The organism is Anoxybacillus sp. J5B_2022, assembly GCF_026847645.1.
Taxonomy (GTDB): Bacteria; Bacillota; Bacilli; order Bacillales; family Anoxybacillaceae; genus Anoxybacteroides.
This window is the reverse complement of sequence record NZ_JAPSMC010000067.1, coordinates 1-14479: the sequence shown is the minus strand read 5'-3', so window position 1 is coordinate 14479 and position 14479 is coordinate 1. Positions and strand designations below refer to the sequence as shown.

Sequence of the window (14479 nt, the reverse complement as noted above, 5' to 3'; positions counted from 1 at the left end):
GTTGTAAACTGGCATCGTATCCTCTCTCCTATTCTTTTAATCTCCCTTCACATATTTTACAATATTTCCAGCCTTTTTGGAATGGAAAAACGAATCTCTTTTTAGCACAACTTTCTTATCGAGCAAAAGGCGGCAAGTTATTTGTATCGCTTCAACCGCTCTTTTAGTGCCTCGACATCGATCTTCGGCTCAAGGACTGGAGGCGCTTCCCATTGTTTTTTACATTCTTCCAACCAATCAGGCACACACTCTTTCCGGATTGGCGCATCGCTTGCGATCGAGTGAAACTTCTTTCGTTTCCTCGCCTGCTTGATGTCATGAACAGTTTTATAACGCTTTTTCTGCCAGTCCGTTAGCACAGCATCGACATATTTCCATGAGGTGCTCCCATATTCCAGCGCGGTTTTCAGCGCTTCAAGCACAAGCGAGGCACCCATTTTCTCGATCCAGTCGTTCATTCGCTGTTTCACCTGTTCATTATAAGGGTAAAAATGATGTTGACGATAAAAAGAAAAGACATTCTTCTTTTCTATTTCATCTTTGTTATTAATAGATCTATTTATATTTATTCTCTGTTGTGTATTTAAGTTTCGTTGCTGCAACATATGTTTCTCAGGAGTTGATAAAGAAAGCAGCGCTAGACTTCCTATTTGCTTAGCATAGCCAGTCGGCGCACCATCTTGGCTACTTGCCCTGCCGTATAGAACGTCTACCTCGTCATTTTGACCATCTGCTCTGCCATGTTGCACGTCTACCTCTCCCATTTGCTTCATCGGCGTACGGTGTTGTTCGAGATGTTTTTGTTGATTATTTAGAACAATGTTTAGTTGATTCGTTCTATGTTGTTCCTTTTCCGCACGTTGTGGTTCTGTTTTCTCCATAAACGGCGTGGTTGCCGCGAATAGCGGTTCTTCTGTTAGCACAATATGTTGTTTTTGCAACTCCTCGTTATTCAGCCGATACGATTTCGTTTGGTCGACTTTATTTTTGTTAAAGTTGCCCGACTCGATGTACCCAAGCCGTTCGAGCTTACGAACGACACGGCGGAGCGTACTGACCGACCAAAACGGAAGGCGCTTTTGCCATTCCTCGTACGTCATCACGACCCACTCCCCGCCCGTTTCTTGCAGAAGCTGATAAAGATCGCAAAGAACAATGCTTTCATTCAACCCAATTTGGCAAGCAAGTTGACTCGAAATATACATCTTCTCACCCTCCAACGAAAATAGTTCTACCTTTTCTATCGCTGGAAAGGGTGGAAAAAGATAGATACCCAAAAAAATAAAGCCGCTCACCGTTTGTGAACCGCTTGCCTTCCATTCGTTTCATCTCTCCGCTAGCGTGCATCAAATAAAACTCGTTTGCCATTCCTATAGAAGCAATCATTCTATTCGTTTTCCTTAAAGAATAAGTTTTTCTAAATCGATGACAGCGCCAATATGCAAAAGACAATCAAGTCCTATAATCGCATCTAGCTCTACTCCGTACTCCATCGCACTAAATCCCATTGCAACAAATCCCGTTCCCCACTCCGCTAATTCGATAAATAGAATCGTTTTCTTCTGGAACGATTCCAATTGTTGCTGCTTGATCAACAGATACGATGGTTCCTGTTGAGCCGGTATCGATTAACGCTCTTTTTAACTCAATGGTTTTATTTTTATGGGTTAACTGCAATGTAGCGAGCAACATCCCTTCTTCGATACGAAGCTCTATCATCCTCGGCGCACTCCCGTCCATGTTCTTTCCACAATATTTGTTTCTTTGCGATTCGTATGAAGAACATACAATTCTCGATGAGGATTTTCCCTATGAAGATGTTTATACTCACTCATTGCGTTCATTGGATCCGAAAACGTTTCAATCGGGATTAATTTGTTTAAAACACGTTCGGTTTTCTCATTTGTATAGGCATCCACCGCCTCAATGAGCACCCAACGATTCGGAAAAGCATGAAAATTGTAAGTCTATTCCATTCGATTCGATATACTAGGCAACGGCCGGTGCGCATCTACCTTCACTTTTAATGTCCACCCGAGCAAACATCGCAATCCATCCATTGTTGTTATTCGCTGGAAGACAACTAATTCCTTTCTTCGTTTTAAGCAAACAAGCAGCCCACGTGTGTGAACTGCTTATTGCGACAAGTTGATTTTTTCATTTTTTTGTTTGCCTGTGCTAATGATGTGAATGTCGACGTTCACATCGGTCAGTTGATATGGAAAAAGGACTGTTTTCTTTCCAACGAGCTTCCAGCGGTCAAGCCAGCGGTTGACGCCAAGCACATCGGCGTGTATTTGCTGCCCTTGCCGGTATGCGTCCATAATCTCCGAAGCGATCACTTTTTCTGTCTTCTTTTCAATCGCTGAAAGTGAGGCACGGGCGACTTTTTCTGTCATAATGCCGCGGCCACGCACGTGAATCGCGACACCTTCCTTGCTTTTTTTCTTCACCGAAATGCGCAGCCCTTCGACCATAATCGATGCCAACGGCTCCCCATTTTCCATTACCGTTACTTGCGACTTCTCCATCTCTTTCTCTAGCCACCGCATCCCGAGCAAGTCTTCTAATGGAAGCCACCCTTTTAAGCGATGATTCATTAAAAAATGGGCGCCTGCGATTTTTAACATGCTTTTCTTTTCTTCATCCGATTGCCAATGCCCTTTCGAAAGCCCAAGTGACGGAATATAGGCCGTTTCGTTTGGCGTAGATGCTTCGGCGACATATTCAAAAAAGCGGAGCGGGCGAATGTAGGAACGCTGGCGATACAACTCATTCGGTTCGTGCAAAATATTCGTCAACGCCGGCAGTTTAAAAAACGATTTAGCAAGAAAAATGGCCTCGACGTTTTCCCTTGTACTAAATAGCCAAATATTATAGCGAATTTCCCGATAGCGGCTCACAAAATCGAGCGATTGCTTTAAGCGATATTTCAGCACATTTTCCGACAACACAATCGCGGAAATATGTCCCCAAAATAGTCGTTGTTGCGCATCTTCCGCTAATGTGTCAATCGCATCTTGCACCGTTTTCCCTTCGCTTTTTCCCACCCAAATCGGCGGCGAGATTTCTGGCGTGCTCCCTTCTTGTTTAGCGATATTCGAAAAATCAAGAATTTGCGTAAACACAGAAAACGTATTTTTCTTTTTATTAAAATCAATGCCGATTGCGGTGACGTAACGAATGTCTTGGATTTCTTTAATGTTCCAACAGCCGCTTAACATACTGACAATAATGAATAAAATAATACTTCGTTTCATCGTTCCGTCTCCCCTTGTTTTTTCGTCCGTAAAAACTTCGGGCGGGAATCAGACACGTGTGCGGTCGGCTTCAATAACGAACGGAGCGCCTCTTTCCACGTTAATCCGTACGAACTAAGCAGCACTAAGTACGGAACACCAAACGACCGAAGTCTTGCTAAATAAACGACAATGAGAAAAAACGAAGAAAAGAACCCAAACAATCCTAACGATGCCGATAATAATAAACAGCCCATCCTTAATAACGTGACCGAACCGCCGAGCGCTTGGTTGCTAATTGTATAGCTCGCTAACGTCGAGAGCGCGACAATGACAACGACCGACGGGGAAATAAACCCTGCTCGAATCGCCGCATCCCCGATAATCAACCCGCCAACGACCGTTAACGTTTGCCCGATCGACGACGGCAAACGCGCCCCTGCCTCGCGAAACAATTCAAGCAGCGTAAACACAACGATAATTTCCATCGGTGCTGGAAACGGTAGCCCAAGGCGTGCCAGTGTCACCGTCGCTAATAATGGAAACGGAATTTGGTCTTGGTGGTACGAAATTAGCGCTGTCCAAAAACCTGGTAAAAATACGGCGGTTAATAGCCCCATTAACCGAAAAAAACGGCTAAACGAAACGACATAGTACGGAAAATGGAGATCTTCCGGTGACTTTAATAAAAACGATAAATTCGCCGGACCGATAATCGCCGTCGGGTTGCCGTCCACTAAAATCGCAAACCTTCCTTTTAGTAAAGACGCCACGACAAAATCTGGGCGCGTCGAATCGGCAACCATCGGAACGATCACGCTCGGTGTGTCTTCAATTAAACTTTCGAGCTGCGTCGCGGAATAAATGCCGTCAAACTGTACTTGTTCTAAGCGGCGAATGACTTCTTGCAATAGCTGTTCATTGATCACGTCTTCTAAATATACTAGCGCCACTGCCGTTTTCGTCTCCACCCCAAGAATAAACGTTTTGTCGCATAAATTCGCCGTTTTTAACCGCTTACGCAATAGCGCGATATTCGTTTGTAAATCTTCGACAAACCCTTCGCGCGGCCCGCGAATCGCAATTTCTGAGTGCGATTCTTCCACAGACCGGCTCGGTTTCTTTGCAATGTCAATGAACAGAAACGCCGGTTGCTCAAACGAACAAAAGAGAAGAAAACCGTCTAACACTTTTTCCACTATTTCTTGCATCGTTGCCGTTTCGGGAAGCGTTGTACACGGAACAGACGCTAACTCGTGCGGCGGTAAAGTTAAATAGTGATACAACATCCGCTTATCGACGACCGACGCGCAATAAATCGCGAGAAATTCGCCAATTTCTTTCGTATGAATATCGCTATATTTGGCAAAAAAGTGAAGCAGTTCGTCACGGCTATGTTTCATCGTTCATCCCCCTCCTCGTCAACCATCCGACCAATAATGACAGCCCCAGGAAAAAACAAAGAGAAGCTGGAAAATAGACGTGCTTAATGAGTGCATAAAAGGTCGCATCGCCCACCCGAAACAGTGAAACACCAATTAATAAGGCACAAACGATGCGCTTCCCCCACGTTTTCGTTTTGTGCGAAAGCGGAAAAAGGTCAGCGATGACGTATAACAAAAGCGAGAGGCGAATGAGTGCCCCAGAAAGCCATTGATAAATTGAAAAAAAATCGACGTGGGAAATGTATTTGCCGATTTGCAATAGCCGCCACTGCTCATACGCAGGATAGCGCTGATGGCTCGCTTCGGACACGCCAAAAATCGTAATGCTTCCAATCAATGGACCAAGCGTTAACCCGACAAGCAAAAAGCCTAATAGTCCCATTTGTTTTAACCGAATCGGCGGCGAGATGCGGTGCTGAAGAAAAACGAGCAACCCCATTTCGACAAGACCGCCGCTGATATAAACAATCCCGCGAGCCATCCGCGAATACCCGTGTTCAAATAGCGGAAATAGGCGCGAATAATCTTTATACATAAAATTCGCGGACATGACAAAAAAACCGAGAACAATGACAAAAAATAAAAACACTCCTCCAGAAATAGCTAGCGACTGAATATTTGCCGACGCATAGTAGCTAATCGCGACAAACAAAAGCGCTAATATAAAAAGCGGCGTTTGCGGAAAATACGACGTAATCGTCCAGTTAAGCGTATCTTTTAACGTCACCCACATCGCAAAAAATAAAAAAATGGCGATGCCAAATGACAAACAGCGAGCTACTCCCCTGCCGAAGCGAGCGCTCATCCAAAGATACAGCGATTGCCCGTTCATCTTTTTCATCACCGAATAAAGAAAATAAATCCAAATGCTATAAAGCATGGCGGCAGCGAAAACAGACATCCACGCATCGCGCCCCGCTACTTCTAATAGCACCGGAATGACCATGACGTGATTGACAAGCCCTGTGCTTAACATGACTAAAATAATCACTTGTTTGGCGGTAATTTGTTCATCGTTCATCGCTATCAATCCCGTTCTCTTATTCTCGGTTTTATTGTTTTCCTAGCCATGAAAAAGTATTCCTTATAAACAAAAAACACCACCCTTACCGGGTGATGTCGAAAAATAAGCAATGGTACGTGGCGCGAATCGTGCCGTCTTCGGAAAAGCGCTGTTCGTATTCGCGCACGAGCGTTTTAAACACGGACGGGCGTTGACAATAGCGGCCGGTTGTGCTATTTGTCGCGCCGATATGGCGAAGCGATAAGAAAAAGTCACGGACGGACGGGAAGCGCTCGACGATAAACGTTTCGCTGCCGAAAACGGGCGCATTCGTCGCCCGCTCGCAACAAGCAAGCCACTCGCCAAGCGTCGGAAACGACGGACCGATGCGAACATTGTCCATGAGGTGATGTGCGTTTAGCGCCGCTTGAAACGATGTGTGCAGTTCATAAAACGTGCGGGCACCAAACGTCGAAAAAAGCAGCTGTCCGCCTGCATGTAATGAAGAAAAAAGCCGTGCCATCGTTCGCTCTGCTTCATTGAACCATTGAAACGTCGCATTCGAAATAATTAGGTCGTATCGCTCGGTCAGTTCCATCGTTTCGATATCGGCACATCGCCAAACGATATCGTCCCCAAGGCGCGCTTTCGCTACCGCAATCATTCCCTCGGCAATATCGACCGCTGTGAGGTGAGCGGCTGGAAATGCGCGGCGCAGTTTTTCCGTCAAATGTCCGGTACCGCAGCCGATTTCAAGAATCGTTGCAGGCTGAACGGCGATGCGACGCATCAGTTCTGCTGCCATTGTTTTTTGCACGCTCGCAAACTGATCGTACGTTTTCGCTCGTTCGCTAAACCGTTTTTGTACTAGTTGTTTGTCAATCATTTCCTTCACCTACCAACGTTCGAATCGAATGTACGCACTCGTTCGTCTTTGTCAAAAACGGTACATGTCCGGTATTGTTAAAAAGCACAAGTTCGGCATGCGGGATATGGTTGGCGATATAGCGCGCCGCTTCCGGCGGGCAAATCGCATCGTTTTCTCCGTGCAAAAGAAGCACTGGCATGTGCAATTGTGAAAGCCACGGACGCGCATCCGCCGTCAATAAATAATCAAGACCAATCACAAGTTCTGCCGGACGATCGCGATGAACAAACGCGGATATGTCGACGTTCTCCCCTTCCGCCCATAACGATGCTAAAAATGAGGCAATCGTTTCCTCCGGATGGCGCTGCAGCTGTTTCTTCATCCGCTCGACGATGCGCGGATGCCAGCCGGACATATAGCCGTCATCGGTCACAAACCGGCTCGTGCCGCCGATAAGGACGAGTCCGGTGACGCGATTGGGAAGTGCATGCGCCATTTCTAATGCCACCAATGCACCGAGTGACCAGCCGATGACAAGCGACGGTGCCGAAAGCGCCTGTTCCGCTCGCTTTCGGAAGCAATCGACCGTTTCAATCGCCTCCCATTCAACGACTGTACATGTTGTTGGCGCCAGCGCCTCTACAAGTGGCGAAAAAATCGCTCCCTTCATCCCCCAGCCTGGAAAGCAAACGGTATTCATGGGATCACCTTCATTTCTTTTCCGACTGCTGCAATTTCAGCAAGCGCCCAATCAAGCTGCTCTTTCGTCATCGTTGCCATTAGCGAAAAGCGAATGCGGGCAGTACCTTCTGGAACCGTCGGCGGACGAATCGCCACCGCAGCAATCCCCCGTTCTTGCAAGTGACGGCTGAATTGCACAGCCCGTTCGTTATCACCGACGATGACAGGCACGATTTGTGTGATGCTTGGACCAGTATCGAAACCGAGCACTTGAAGGCGAGTGCGAAAATAGAAGCTTAATTGCTGAAGCTGTTTGCGCCGTTCGTGCGCTTCTTGGGCGATGGCAATCGCCGCGCGAATCGCCCCGAGCGCCGCTGGCGGAAGCGCCGTCGTAAAAATGAGAGAACGCATATGGTTAATTAAATAGTCGATGAGCACTTTTTTTCCTACCACATACGCTCCGAACGCCCCGAGCGCTTTACTGAAGGTGCCCATTTGAATATCAACTTGCTCGGCGATGCCAAGATGGTGGGCAAGCCCTTCGCCTTTTTCGCTGTAAAGGCCGCTCGAGTGCGCTTCATCGATCATGAGAAGCGCTCCGTATTTTTCTTTTAGACGGACGAGTTCACCTAGTGGTGCGATGTCTCCATCCATGCTAAAAACCGTATCCGTAACAATGATTTTGCGTTTTTGCTTATCCGTTTTTCGCAAAAGTGCTTCCAAATGATCGATGTCGTTATGGCGATACCGTTTCACTTCCGCGCGGCTTAAAATCGCGCCGTCGATGATGCTGGCATGGTTCCATTTGTCGCTGAAAATGACGTCGTCCCGCCCCGCTATCGCCGAAAGAATGCCGACGTTAGCCGTATAGCCGCTATTGACGATAAGCGCCGCTTCGCTTCCCTTCCACTCGGCTAGTGCGGCTTCGGCTTCCGTATATAGCGAAAAATTGCCGACGATTAAACGTGAGGCGGTCGCTCCAGCTCCGTATGTTTTCGCTGCACGAATGCTTGCTTCGATGAGACGCTCATCGTTTGCTAGCCCTAAATAGTTGTTTGACGCTAAATTCAGTAATTTTTTTCCATTCACCCAAACAAAACAGCCGTCCGAATCTGCCTCATAAAGCGTTCGTTTTTGCGCCTTTTCGGCTAATTCGTCTAACTGTGCGTGAAAGTTATGCCACAAACGCCCTCTCCCCTTTTTGTTAACCAAATATAACGAAAAGTTTACAAATATCGTATCATAGACCGTTCCCCGCAACAACGGTTTTTTCAAATTCCATGTTTGAATTGAGCGGTTTGTCCATACCACCAGTCGCTACGTTGCATTTATTATTACGGAAAGGAGGGGAAGATGATGAATTTTAGCCACGAAGCTCGCCACTTAGTGGGACATACGGTGAGAGTCATTAGGATTCCAGAGATTTTTTTCGAAAAATATACCGATTTGATTGAATACCGTTCGTGGACATGGTGGTATTCATTTTTCACCATCTTTTTCCTTTCATTTTTCGTTCGCATGATTATGCTTGTTGTGAACAAAAAAGTCGGCAACGGTAAAGGCAAATGATGTATAATAAAAATCGAGAACTAGGAAAGGAGGGAGAGTGTGTGGAAAAAATTACAAACGAAATGATTTGGCAAGCGGTGAAAGAACTCGCGGACCAGCTGAGACGTCATTCCGAAGAAACAAACCGGCGTTTTGCGCAAATCGACCAACGCTTTGAGCAAATCGACCGGCGCTTTGAACAAATCGATGAGCAGTTTGCGCACATCAATCAGCGGTTTGAACAAATCGACGAGCAGTTTGCACAAACGAAACAGCAATTAGCAGAAATGAGAGAGCAATTAGACGAGTTTGGGCAAAAAATCGTGCAGATGGACAAGCAGCTTACCGATGTCGCCAACGGCCAAAAAATTCTCGTCGAAGAACTGTTTGACAACAAAAAAGAATTGAAGCGAGTCAAAACGGTGCTAAATATGTATTGATTTCCCCAGCGCACATCGCCGCATGAATCTCCACTGGACAAAACACCACTTTTTCGCGCTTTGGGAAAGTTTTTTCACGACGGTTCTACTCCCACCTTCGGTTAAGGTGGGAGTTTTTCACATAAAACGACCATGCACCTCCTCACTTGCTAAGTGCACGGTCGTTCGGGGTTGCCGCTAAGAGCGGCAAGAAAAGGATGCTCTATTAGGAAACTGGGGCAATATGTGGACGTGAGCCTTTTCGTTTATTCCAAAATTGCTGCCAATGTTTTCGGACGTATGGAAGAACCCAATGGTCAAGCCCAAATTTACCTGCATTCGCGCCAGCGACAAGAATAAATACCGTTAATAATACCATTTGCGGGTTGGTGCTTGTTGTCCCAGAGAACATAAACGCAAAGTTCATGACAGCGCCCATCAGTGCAGAGAATGTTGTAAATACGCCAAGAATAAGTGCAATACCGACTAATGTTTCTCCCCACGGGACTAAGAAGTTGAAAAAGCCGACGTTTGGTAATGCCACGTGTTCGATAAAGGACGCCCACCAACTTTGTACGGCTGGATGTTCGCCTGTTGCTTTTCCAAGCGCCCCTTTCAAAAAGCCTGTCGCATCAAACCCACCGGTCAACTTCTGCCATCCTGCGGTTACCCATTCGTAGCCGAGATACAAACGGAACAACGTTAAAACGGCAGCTGCACTCACATGTTCACGCAACCATTTTACTACCATGTTCCATCTCCCCTTTAGTAATAGTTTCCTTACACTTATATAATACCACTTTTTTCTAAAAACGAGATGTGTTTGATCACTATTTCACATTTCCTTCACAAAACTTTGGCAAATCCATGAACGAATTAGAAAAAATCCCCTTAACTTCTACCCGCCCATTCCTTATAATAGGATAATAGGTGTAGAACATTCCATCAGTAACGAGAGAAGAGGGATGAAAGTACTAGGAGAAAACACTCACAGTCTATACAAACAATTCATCGATTCATTGCCTGACGGTTTGCTTATTCACCAAAGCGGATGCATCGCGTATATGAACCGAAAAGGGCTTGAACTCATTCGCGCTGAGCATGAAACAGACGTGATCGGAAAACGGGTGAGCAACTTTTTCGCGGATACTGCTCTCATCAATGGAGAAGAGTTTCACGCACAGACGCTTATCACCATTGCGGATGAAGCGCTATACAAGGCGAAACAAAGCGGTCGAAACCGTGTCGGAACGTCGTTTCGGTAAAAACCGGCAACAAGCGCCTGCCGGTTTTTTGTATGATTCCACCCATTTTTTACCTTATACAAGGTTGATATACTGAAGTTTTTGTGAGAAAATGAAAGGTAATGTTAGAGCGAATAGAAGGTGGAAAACTTGAGGGCACAAAAAATGAAAACGGACACATGCGTTTCATCTGGTCTTTGCCCGAAATTTGAAGCGGCGATGAAATTGCTCAGCAAACGTTGGATCGGGCTCATTATTAGCCAGCTTTTAGAAGGGAAGCGGCGCTTCTCCGAAATTGAATCCTCATTGCCTATTAGCGGGAAATTATTGTCTGAACGATTGAAAGAGTTAGAAGAAGCGGGAATCGTGGAACGGAACGTCTATCCAGAAACGCCGGTGCGCATTGAATACGTCTTAACCGAAAAAGGCGAAGCATTGCATCCAGTTATCGAAGCGATCGAACAATGGGCAAAAGTATGGGCGGATGGCGATCGCTAAAAACGCCTTCGTTGTCCACTCGATTGATCCATGATATGATCATAAATGGTAAAAAAGGAATTAGGAGGAAAAAAGGATGGCAACGTTGGAACAAAAGCTAGACAAGTATGCCGCATTAGCTGTCCATACAGGGGTGAACATCCAGCCAGGACAGACACTCGTTGTAAACGCACCGCTTGAAGCAGCAGTGCTCGTCCGCAAAATCGCAAAAAAAGCGTACGAAGCAGGCGCCAAACACGTGTATGTCGAGTGGAATGATGAAGACTTGACATACATTAAATATAAACATGCGCCGGATGAAGCATTTTCGGAATATCCGCTATGGCGCGCGCAAGGAATGGAGCAGCTTGCGCAAGAAGGCGCGGCGTTTTTATCGATTTATTCTCCAAACCCTGACTTATTGAAAGATGTTGATCCGAAGCGGATTGCGACGTTTGCGAAAACATCGTCGGAAGCGCTGCGAAATTACCGAAGTGCGTTAATGGCGGACCAAAACTGCTGGTCGATTATTTCGGTGCCGACACCGGCATGGGCGAAAAAAATCTTCCCGCATCTATCGGAACAAGAAGCAATCGATAAGTTATGGGACGTCATTTTTACGGTCACGCGCGTTCATGAAGAAGATCCGATCCAAGCATGGGAAGAACATAATGAACGACTTGCGAAAATGGTCGAGCATTTAAACGGTAAACAATATAAGCAACTGATTTATGAGGCGCCAGGAACGAATTTAACGATCGAGCTTGTCGAAAATCACGTATGGCATGGCGGAGCGGCAATAAGCCAAGGTGGAGTTCGTTTTAACCCGAACATCCCAACGGAAGAAGTGTTTACGATGCCACATAAAGACGGCGTCAACGGCACGGTGCGCAACACGAAGCCGTTGAATTATGGCGGTAACCTTATTGACGGATTTACGCTTACGTTTAAAGACGGCAAAGTAGTAGAATTTACAGCAGAAACCGGATACGAAACGCTGAAGCATTTGCTTGACACGGACGAAGGCGCACGACATTTAGGAGAAGTAGCGTTGGTGCCGCACCGCTCACCGATTTCTCAATCGAATTTGATTTTCTACAACACGCTATTTGATGAAAATGCCGCTTGCCATCTCGCGCTTGGCAAAGCTTATCCGACAAATATAGAAGATGGGGCGACGATGACAAAAGAAGAGTTGGCTGCACGCGGCGTGAACGACAGCTTAATTCATGAAGATTTTATGATCGGCTCAGCGGAATTGAACATCGACGGCGTCACAAAAGACGGCAAGCGCGAACCGATTTTCCGCAACGGGAATTGGGCGTTTACATTATAAGGCTGGTTATGCAACCAGCCTTTTCTTCCATAAAAAACAAAAAACCATTGCAACTAAGGGCTTTACGTCCCAGGAGAGATTCGAACTCCCGACTCGACTCCGTTCGTTTCCTTCTCCTCGTTCCCTGCAACACCTTGCTTTCTCTCCGTATGTTGCGCCGTCCCTCCCTCTTCTCGCCTATTCACAGAAGCCGGGTGCGTCGGGACGACTCGCAGCAAATTCACAGATGTTTCGCTCGTTGTTGTCGAGCCGTAATTTAGTATTATCGATTTACTCATTTTCTGCCTCGCATTGCGTTTGTCGCTTTTCACCTGTTGCCTCTTCCTCTGCTAGCTTATTCGAAGAAGATGGGTGCGTCGAGGCTACTCGCAGCGGATTCATGGACGTTTCGCTCGTTGCTCTATCCTCCTGAGCTACTGGGACACGATATAAAAACATATTTTCTTTTCTACCCTACCCCTCCCCACTCTCGGCGCACTATTCAAGCAGGCGCTCGAGTGGGGGCACTTCCCACCGTAGCCCTGTCAACCTTGCGTGAGTCTGTTCAAGGCATTAAAAAAGGCCCTTTTCGGGCCAAACTCTTATACGTCCCAGGAGAGATTCGAACTCCCGACCGACGGCTTAGAAGGCCGCTGCTCTATCCTGCTGAGCTACTGGGACACGACATAAAAAATACATTTCCTTTTTTATTCTATCCCGCCCCACTCTCGGTATGCTAATTCAAGCAGTGGCTCGAGTGGTGCGCTGATGCTTCCCTCCGTAGCCTATTCAGACGTGCTGAGCTACTGGGACACGATACTAAAAATCAACACTGTTCTGCATTATCATTTATGATTCTGCTCGGCTGTGCCTCTTCCTCTACTAGCTTATTCGAGGAGGATGGATGCGTCGAGGCAACTCGTAGCTATTTCTCTGATGCATCGCTCGTCGCTACTGGGACATGATAGTGGGATAAGCGGGTGATGGGAATCGAACCCACGACGCCAGCTTGGGAAGCTGGAGTTTTACCATTAAACTACACCCGCATGAATCAAACGCCGAAGGCGGCACCCGGATTCGAACCGGGGGTGAAGGTTTTGCAGACCTCTGCCTTACCACTTGGCTATGCCGCCGAGAGAGCGGAAGACGGGGCTCGAACCCGCGACCCCCACCTTGGCAAGGTGGTGTTCTACCGCTGAACTACTTCCGCATATGGCTGGGGTAGCTGGATTCGAACCAACGCATCACGGAGTCAAAGTCCGTTGCCTTACCGCTTGGCTATACCCCAACGAAGGGCGACTAGTGGGAATCGAACCCACGCATGCCAGAGCCACAATCTGGTGCGTTAACCACTTCGCCATAGCCGCCATGAACAGGGGCAGTAGGAATCGAACCCACACCGGAGGTTTTGGAGACCTCTGTTCTACCATTAAACTATGCCCCTAAATGGTGGAGGGGGACGGATTCGAACCGCCGAACCCACAGGGAGCGGATTTACAGTCCGCCGCGTTTGGCCACTTCGCTACCCCTCCAAAAAAAAGATGGCTCGAGACGGAATCGAACCGCCGACACAAGGATTTTCAGTCCTTTGCTCTACCGACTGAGCTATCGAGCCGTAATATAGTATTGACTGTTTACTTATTTTCTGCGTCGCATTGCTGTTTACCACTTACCGACTGTGCCTCTTCCTCTGCTCGCTTATTCGAGGATGAGGTTTGGGCATTTATTATGTACGAAACGATGAAAATATGTATGGCGGAGGAAGAGGGATTCGAACCCCCGCGGGCTGTTACACCCCTATCGGTTTTCGAAACCGACCCCTTCAGCCAGGCTTGGGTATTCCTCCGCGAAGTGGAGCCTATCGGGATCGAACCGATGACCTCCTGCGTGCAAAGCAGGCGCTCTCCCAGCTGAGCTAAGGCCCCAAGATAAAATGGTCGGGAAGACAGGATTTGAACCTGCGACCTCATGGACCCGAACCATGTGCTCTACCAAGCTGAGCTACTTCCCGATTCTGAGTCATCATGCACGGTCTATGCTGGAGCGGAAGACGGGACTCGAACCCGCGACCCCCACCTTGGCAAGGTGGTGTTCTACCACTGAACTACTTCCGCGTTCATAAAAACGGTGAGCAAGTATTATTATAATGAAACGTATCGGATTGTCAATATTATAATGAACATGAATTTACATTTTGGCAAACTAACTCAAACTAATCAAGCGACGGTTTTAATTATATA

The 14479-nt window shown here is 47.0% G+C and carries 16 protein-coding genes and 13 tRNA genes; 5 read left to right on the top strand and 24 right to left on the bottom strand.

The window, feature by feature from the left end; genetic code table 11:
- Positions 1-137 precede the first annotated feature (137 nt).
- From M4I42_RS14515 to bioF, 8 genes are all read right to left on the bottom strand, one after another.
- Positions 138-1205 carry a DnaD domain protein gene (locus M4I42_RS14515; protein ID WP_268852807.1) on the bottom strand — a complete coding sequence of 356 codons (1068 nt, stop codon included), beginning with the start codon at positions 1203-1205 and terminating at the stop codon, positions 138-140.
- A gap of 292 nt (positions 1206-1497) precedes the next feature.
- A complete protein-coding gene (locus M4I42_RS14510; protein WP_268852806.1) occupies positions 1498-1719 on the bottom strand; it encodes a hypothetical protein in 222 nt (73 codons plus the stop codon).
- A 416-nt stretch (positions 1720-2135) separates the two neighbouring features.
- Positions 2136-3260: a Ger(x)C family spore germination protein gene (locus tag M4I42_RS14505; RefSeq protein ID WP_268852805.1), complete on the bottom strand. Its 1125-nt coding sequence runs from the start codon at positions 3258-3260 to the stop codon at positions 2136-2138.
- Positions 3257-4642 (bottom strand): spore germination protein, encoded by a 1386-nt coding sequence (locus M4I42_RS14500; RefSeq protein WP_268852804.1) that lies wholly within the window; start codon positions 4640-4642, stop codon positions 3257-3259. Before M4I42_RS14500 ends, M4I42_RS14505 begins: the two co-directional genes overlap by 4 nt.
- Positions 4632-5705: a GerAB/ArcD/ProY family transporter gene (locus M4I42_RS14495; protein WP_268852803.1), complete on the bottom strand. Its 1074-nt coding sequence runs from the start codon at positions 5703-5705 to the stop codon at positions 4632-4634. The genes M4I42_RS14500 and M4I42_RS14495 overlap by 11 nt, the downstream gene beginning before the upstream one ends.
- An 85-nt stretch (positions 5706-5790) precedes the next feature.
- The gene (bioC, locus tag M4I42_RS14490) at positions 5791-6573 is read right to left on the bottom strand and encodes a malonyl-ACP O-methyltransferase BioC (RefSeq protein ID WP_268852802.1); all 783 of its coding nucleotides are present in this window, start codon (positions 6571-6573) and stop codon (positions 5791-5793) included.
- On the bottom strand, positions 6566-7255 hold the full coding sequence (locus M4I42_RS14485; protein ID WP_268852801.1) for an alpha/beta fold hydrolase: 690 nt from the start codon (positions 7253-7255) through the stop codon (positions 6566-6568). Before M4I42_RS14485 ends, bioC begins: the two co-directional genes overlap by 8 nt.
- A complete protein-coding gene (bioF, locus tag M4I42_RS14480; protein WP_268852800.1) occupies positions 7252-8421 on the bottom strand; it encodes an 8-amino-7-oxononanoate synthase in 1170 nt (389 codons plus the stop codon). The genes M4I42_RS14485 and bioF overlap by 4 nt, the downstream gene beginning before the upstream one ends.
- 171 nt (positions 8422-8592) lie before the next feature.
- Between bioF and M4I42_RS14475 the strand changes: the two genes are divergently transcribed.
- Both M4I42_RS14475 and M4I42_RS14470 read left to right on the top strand, forming a co-directional pair.
- Positions 8593-8805 carry a hypothetical protein gene (locus M4I42_RS14475; protein ID WP_268852799.1) on the top strand — a complete coding sequence of 71 codons (213 nt, stop codon included), beginning with the start codon at positions 8593-8595 and terminating at the stop codon, positions 8803-8805.
- 41 nt (positions 8806-8846) lie between these two features.
- A complete protein-coding gene (locus tag M4I42_RS14470; RefSeq protein WP_268852798.1) occupies positions 8847-9224 on the top strand; it encodes a hypothetical protein in 378 nt (125 codons plus the stop codon).
- A gap of 205 nt (positions 9225-9429) precedes the next feature.
- Here the strand turns inward: M4I42_RS14470 and M4I42_RS14465 are convergent, their stop codons facing one another.
- Positions 9430-9954 carry a DoxX family protein gene (locus M4I42_RS14465; RefSeq protein WP_268852797.1) on the bottom strand — a complete coding sequence of 175 codons (525 nt, stop codon included), beginning with the start codon at positions 9952-9954 and terminating at the stop codon, positions 9430-9432.
- A 214-nt stretch (positions 9955-10168) separates the two neighbouring features.
- Here M4I42_RS14465 and M4I42_RS14460 point away from each other — a divergent pair, with 214 nt between their 5' ends.
- The 3 genes from M4I42_RS14460 (at position 10169) to M4I42_RS14450 (ending at position 12260) form a co-directional block, all read left to right on the top strand.
- On the top strand, positions 10169-10468 hold the full coding sequence (locus M4I42_RS14460) for a hypothetical protein (protein WP_268852796.1): 300 nt from the start codon (positions 10169-10171) through the stop codon (positions 10466-10468).
- Positions 10469-10612: 144 nt separating this feature from the next.
- Positions 10613-10945, top strand: coding sequence for a winged helix-turn-helix transcriptional regulator (locus tag M4I42_RS14455; protein WP_268852808.1), 333 nt, complete (start codon positions 10613-10615; stop codon positions 10943-10945).
- Between the two features lie 76 nt (positions 10946-11021).
- The gene (locus M4I42_RS14450) at positions 11022-12260 is read left to right on the top strand and encodes an aminopeptidase (RefSeq protein WP_268852795.1); all 1239 of its coding nucleotides are present in this window, start codon (positions 11022-11024) and stop codon (positions 12258-12260) included.
- Between the two features lie 62 nt (positions 12261-12322).
- Here M4I42_RS14450 and M4I42_RS14445 read toward each other — a convergent pair whose 3' ends face one another.
- The 15 genes from M4I42_RS14445 to M4I42_RS14375 all read right to left on the bottom strand — a co-directional run bounded on the left by M4I42_RS14445 (position 12323) and on the right by M4I42_RS14375 (position 14353).
- Positions 12323-12538, bottom strand: a complete 216-nt coding sequence (locus tag M4I42_RS14445; RefSeq protein ID WP_268852794.1) for a hypothetical protein — start codon at positions 12536-12538, stop codon at positions 12323-12325.
- Positions 12531-12698, bottom strand: coding sequence for a hypothetical protein (locus M4I42_RS14440; RefSeq protein ID WP_268852793.1), 168 nt, complete (start codon positions 12696-12698; stop codon positions 12531-12533). The genes M4I42_RS14445 and M4I42_RS14440 overlap by 8 nt, the downstream gene beginning before the upstream one ends.
- A gap of 148 nt (positions 12699-12846) precedes the next feature.
- Positions 12847-12920, bottom strand: a tRNA-Arg gene (locus M4I42_RS14435).
- Positions 12921-13214: 294 nt separating this feature from the next.
- Positions 13215-13285, bottom strand: a tRNA-Gly gene (locus M4I42_RS14430).
- Positions 13286-13301: 16 nt separating this feature from the next.
- Positions 13302-13372, bottom strand: a tRNA-Cys gene (locus tag M4I42_RS14425).
- A 5-nt stretch (positions 13373-13377) separates the two neighbouring features.
- Positions 13378-13449 (bottom strand) — tRNA-Gly (locus M4I42_RS14420).
- 3 nt (positions 13450-13452) lie between these two features.
- Positions 13453-13527, bottom strand: a tRNA-Gln gene (locus M4I42_RS14415).
- Between the two features lie 6 nt (positions 13528-13533).
- Positions 13534-13606 (bottom strand) — tRNA-His (locus tag M4I42_RS14410).
- A 6-nt stretch (positions 13607-13612) separates the two neighbouring features.
- Positions 13613-13683, bottom strand: a tRNA-Trp gene (locus M4I42_RS14405).
- Between the two features lie 3 nt (positions 13684-13686).
- A tRNA-Tyr gene (locus tag M4I42_RS14400) sits at positions 13687-13771 on the bottom strand.
- Between the two features lie 10 nt (positions 13772-13781).
- Positions 13782-13854 (bottom strand) — tRNA-Phe (locus M4I42_RS14395).
- A 138-nt stretch (positions 13855-13992) separates the two neighbouring features.
- Positions 13993-14085: transfer RNA gene (locus tag M4I42_RS14390), tRNA-Ser, on the bottom strand.
- Between the two features lie 6 nt (positions 14086-14091).
- Positions 14092-14164, bottom strand: a tRNA-Ala gene (locus M4I42_RS14385).
- Positions 14165-14173: 9 nt separating this feature from the next.
- A tRNA-Pro gene (locus M4I42_RS14380) sits at positions 14174-14250 on the bottom strand.
- A gap of 28 nt (positions 14251-14278) precedes the next feature.
- A tRNA-Gly gene (locus M4I42_RS14375) sits at positions 14279-14353 on the bottom strand.
- Positions 14354-14479: the final 126 nt, after the last annotated feature.

Bases quoted from the DNA above. Each gene is read 5' to 3' on its own strand.
- M4I42_RS14515 (WP_268852807.1), bottom strand. From the start codon at position 1,205: ATGTATATTTCGAGTCAACTTGCTTGCCAAATTGGGTTGAATGAAAGC.
- M4I42_RS14510 (WP_268852806.1), bottom strand. From the start codon at position 1,719: ATGATAGAGCTTCGTATCGAAGAAGGGATGTTGCTCGCTACATTGCAG.
- M4I42_RS14505 (WP_268852805.1), bottom strand. From the start codon at position 3,260: ATGAAACGAAGTATTATTTTATTCATTATTGTCAGTATGTTAAGCGGC.
- M4I42_RS14500 (WP_268852804.1), bottom strand. From the start codon at position 4,642: ATGAAACATAGCCGTGACGAACTGCTTCACTTTTTTGCCAAATATAGC.
- M4I42_RS14495 (WP_268852803.1), bottom strand. From the start codon at position 5,705: ATGAACGATGAACAAATTACCGCCAAACAAGTGATTATTTTAGTCATG.
- bioC (WP_268852802.1), bottom strand. From the start codon at position 6,573: ATGATTGACAAACAACTAGTACAAAAACGGTTTAGCGAACGAGCGAAA.
- M4I42_RS14485 (WP_268852801.1), bottom strand. From the start codon at position 7,255: ATGAATACCGTTTGCTTTCCAGGCTGGGGGATGAAGGGAGCGATTTTT.
- M4I42_RS14475 (WP_268852799.1), top strand. From the start codon at position 8,593: ATGAATTTTAGCCACGAAGCTCGCCACTTAGTGGGACATACGGTGAGA.
- M4I42_RS14465 (WP_268852797.1), bottom strand. From the start codon at position 9,954: ATGGTAGTAAAATGGTTGCGTGAACATGTGAGTGCAGCTGCCGTTTTA.
- M4I42_RS14460 (WP_268852796.1), top strand. From the start codon at position 10,169: ATGAAAGTACTAGGAGAAAACACTCACAGTCTATACAAACAATTCATC.
- M4I42_RS14455 (WP_268852808.1), top strand. From the start codon at position 10,613: ATGAAAACGGACACATGCGTTTCATCTGGTCTTTGCCCGAAATTTGAA.
- M4I42_RS14450 (WP_268852795.1), top strand. From the start codon at position 11,022: ATGGCAACGTTGGAACAAAAGCTAGACAAGTATGCCGCATTAGCTGTC.
- M4I42_RS14445 (WP_268852794.1), bottom strand. From the start codon at position 12,538: ATGAGTAAATCGATAATACTAAATTACGGCTCGACAACAACGAGCGAA.
- M4I42_RS14440 (WP_268852793.1), bottom strand. From the start codon at position 12,698: ATGTTTTTATATCGTGTCCCAGTAGCTCAGGAGGATAGAGCAACGAGC.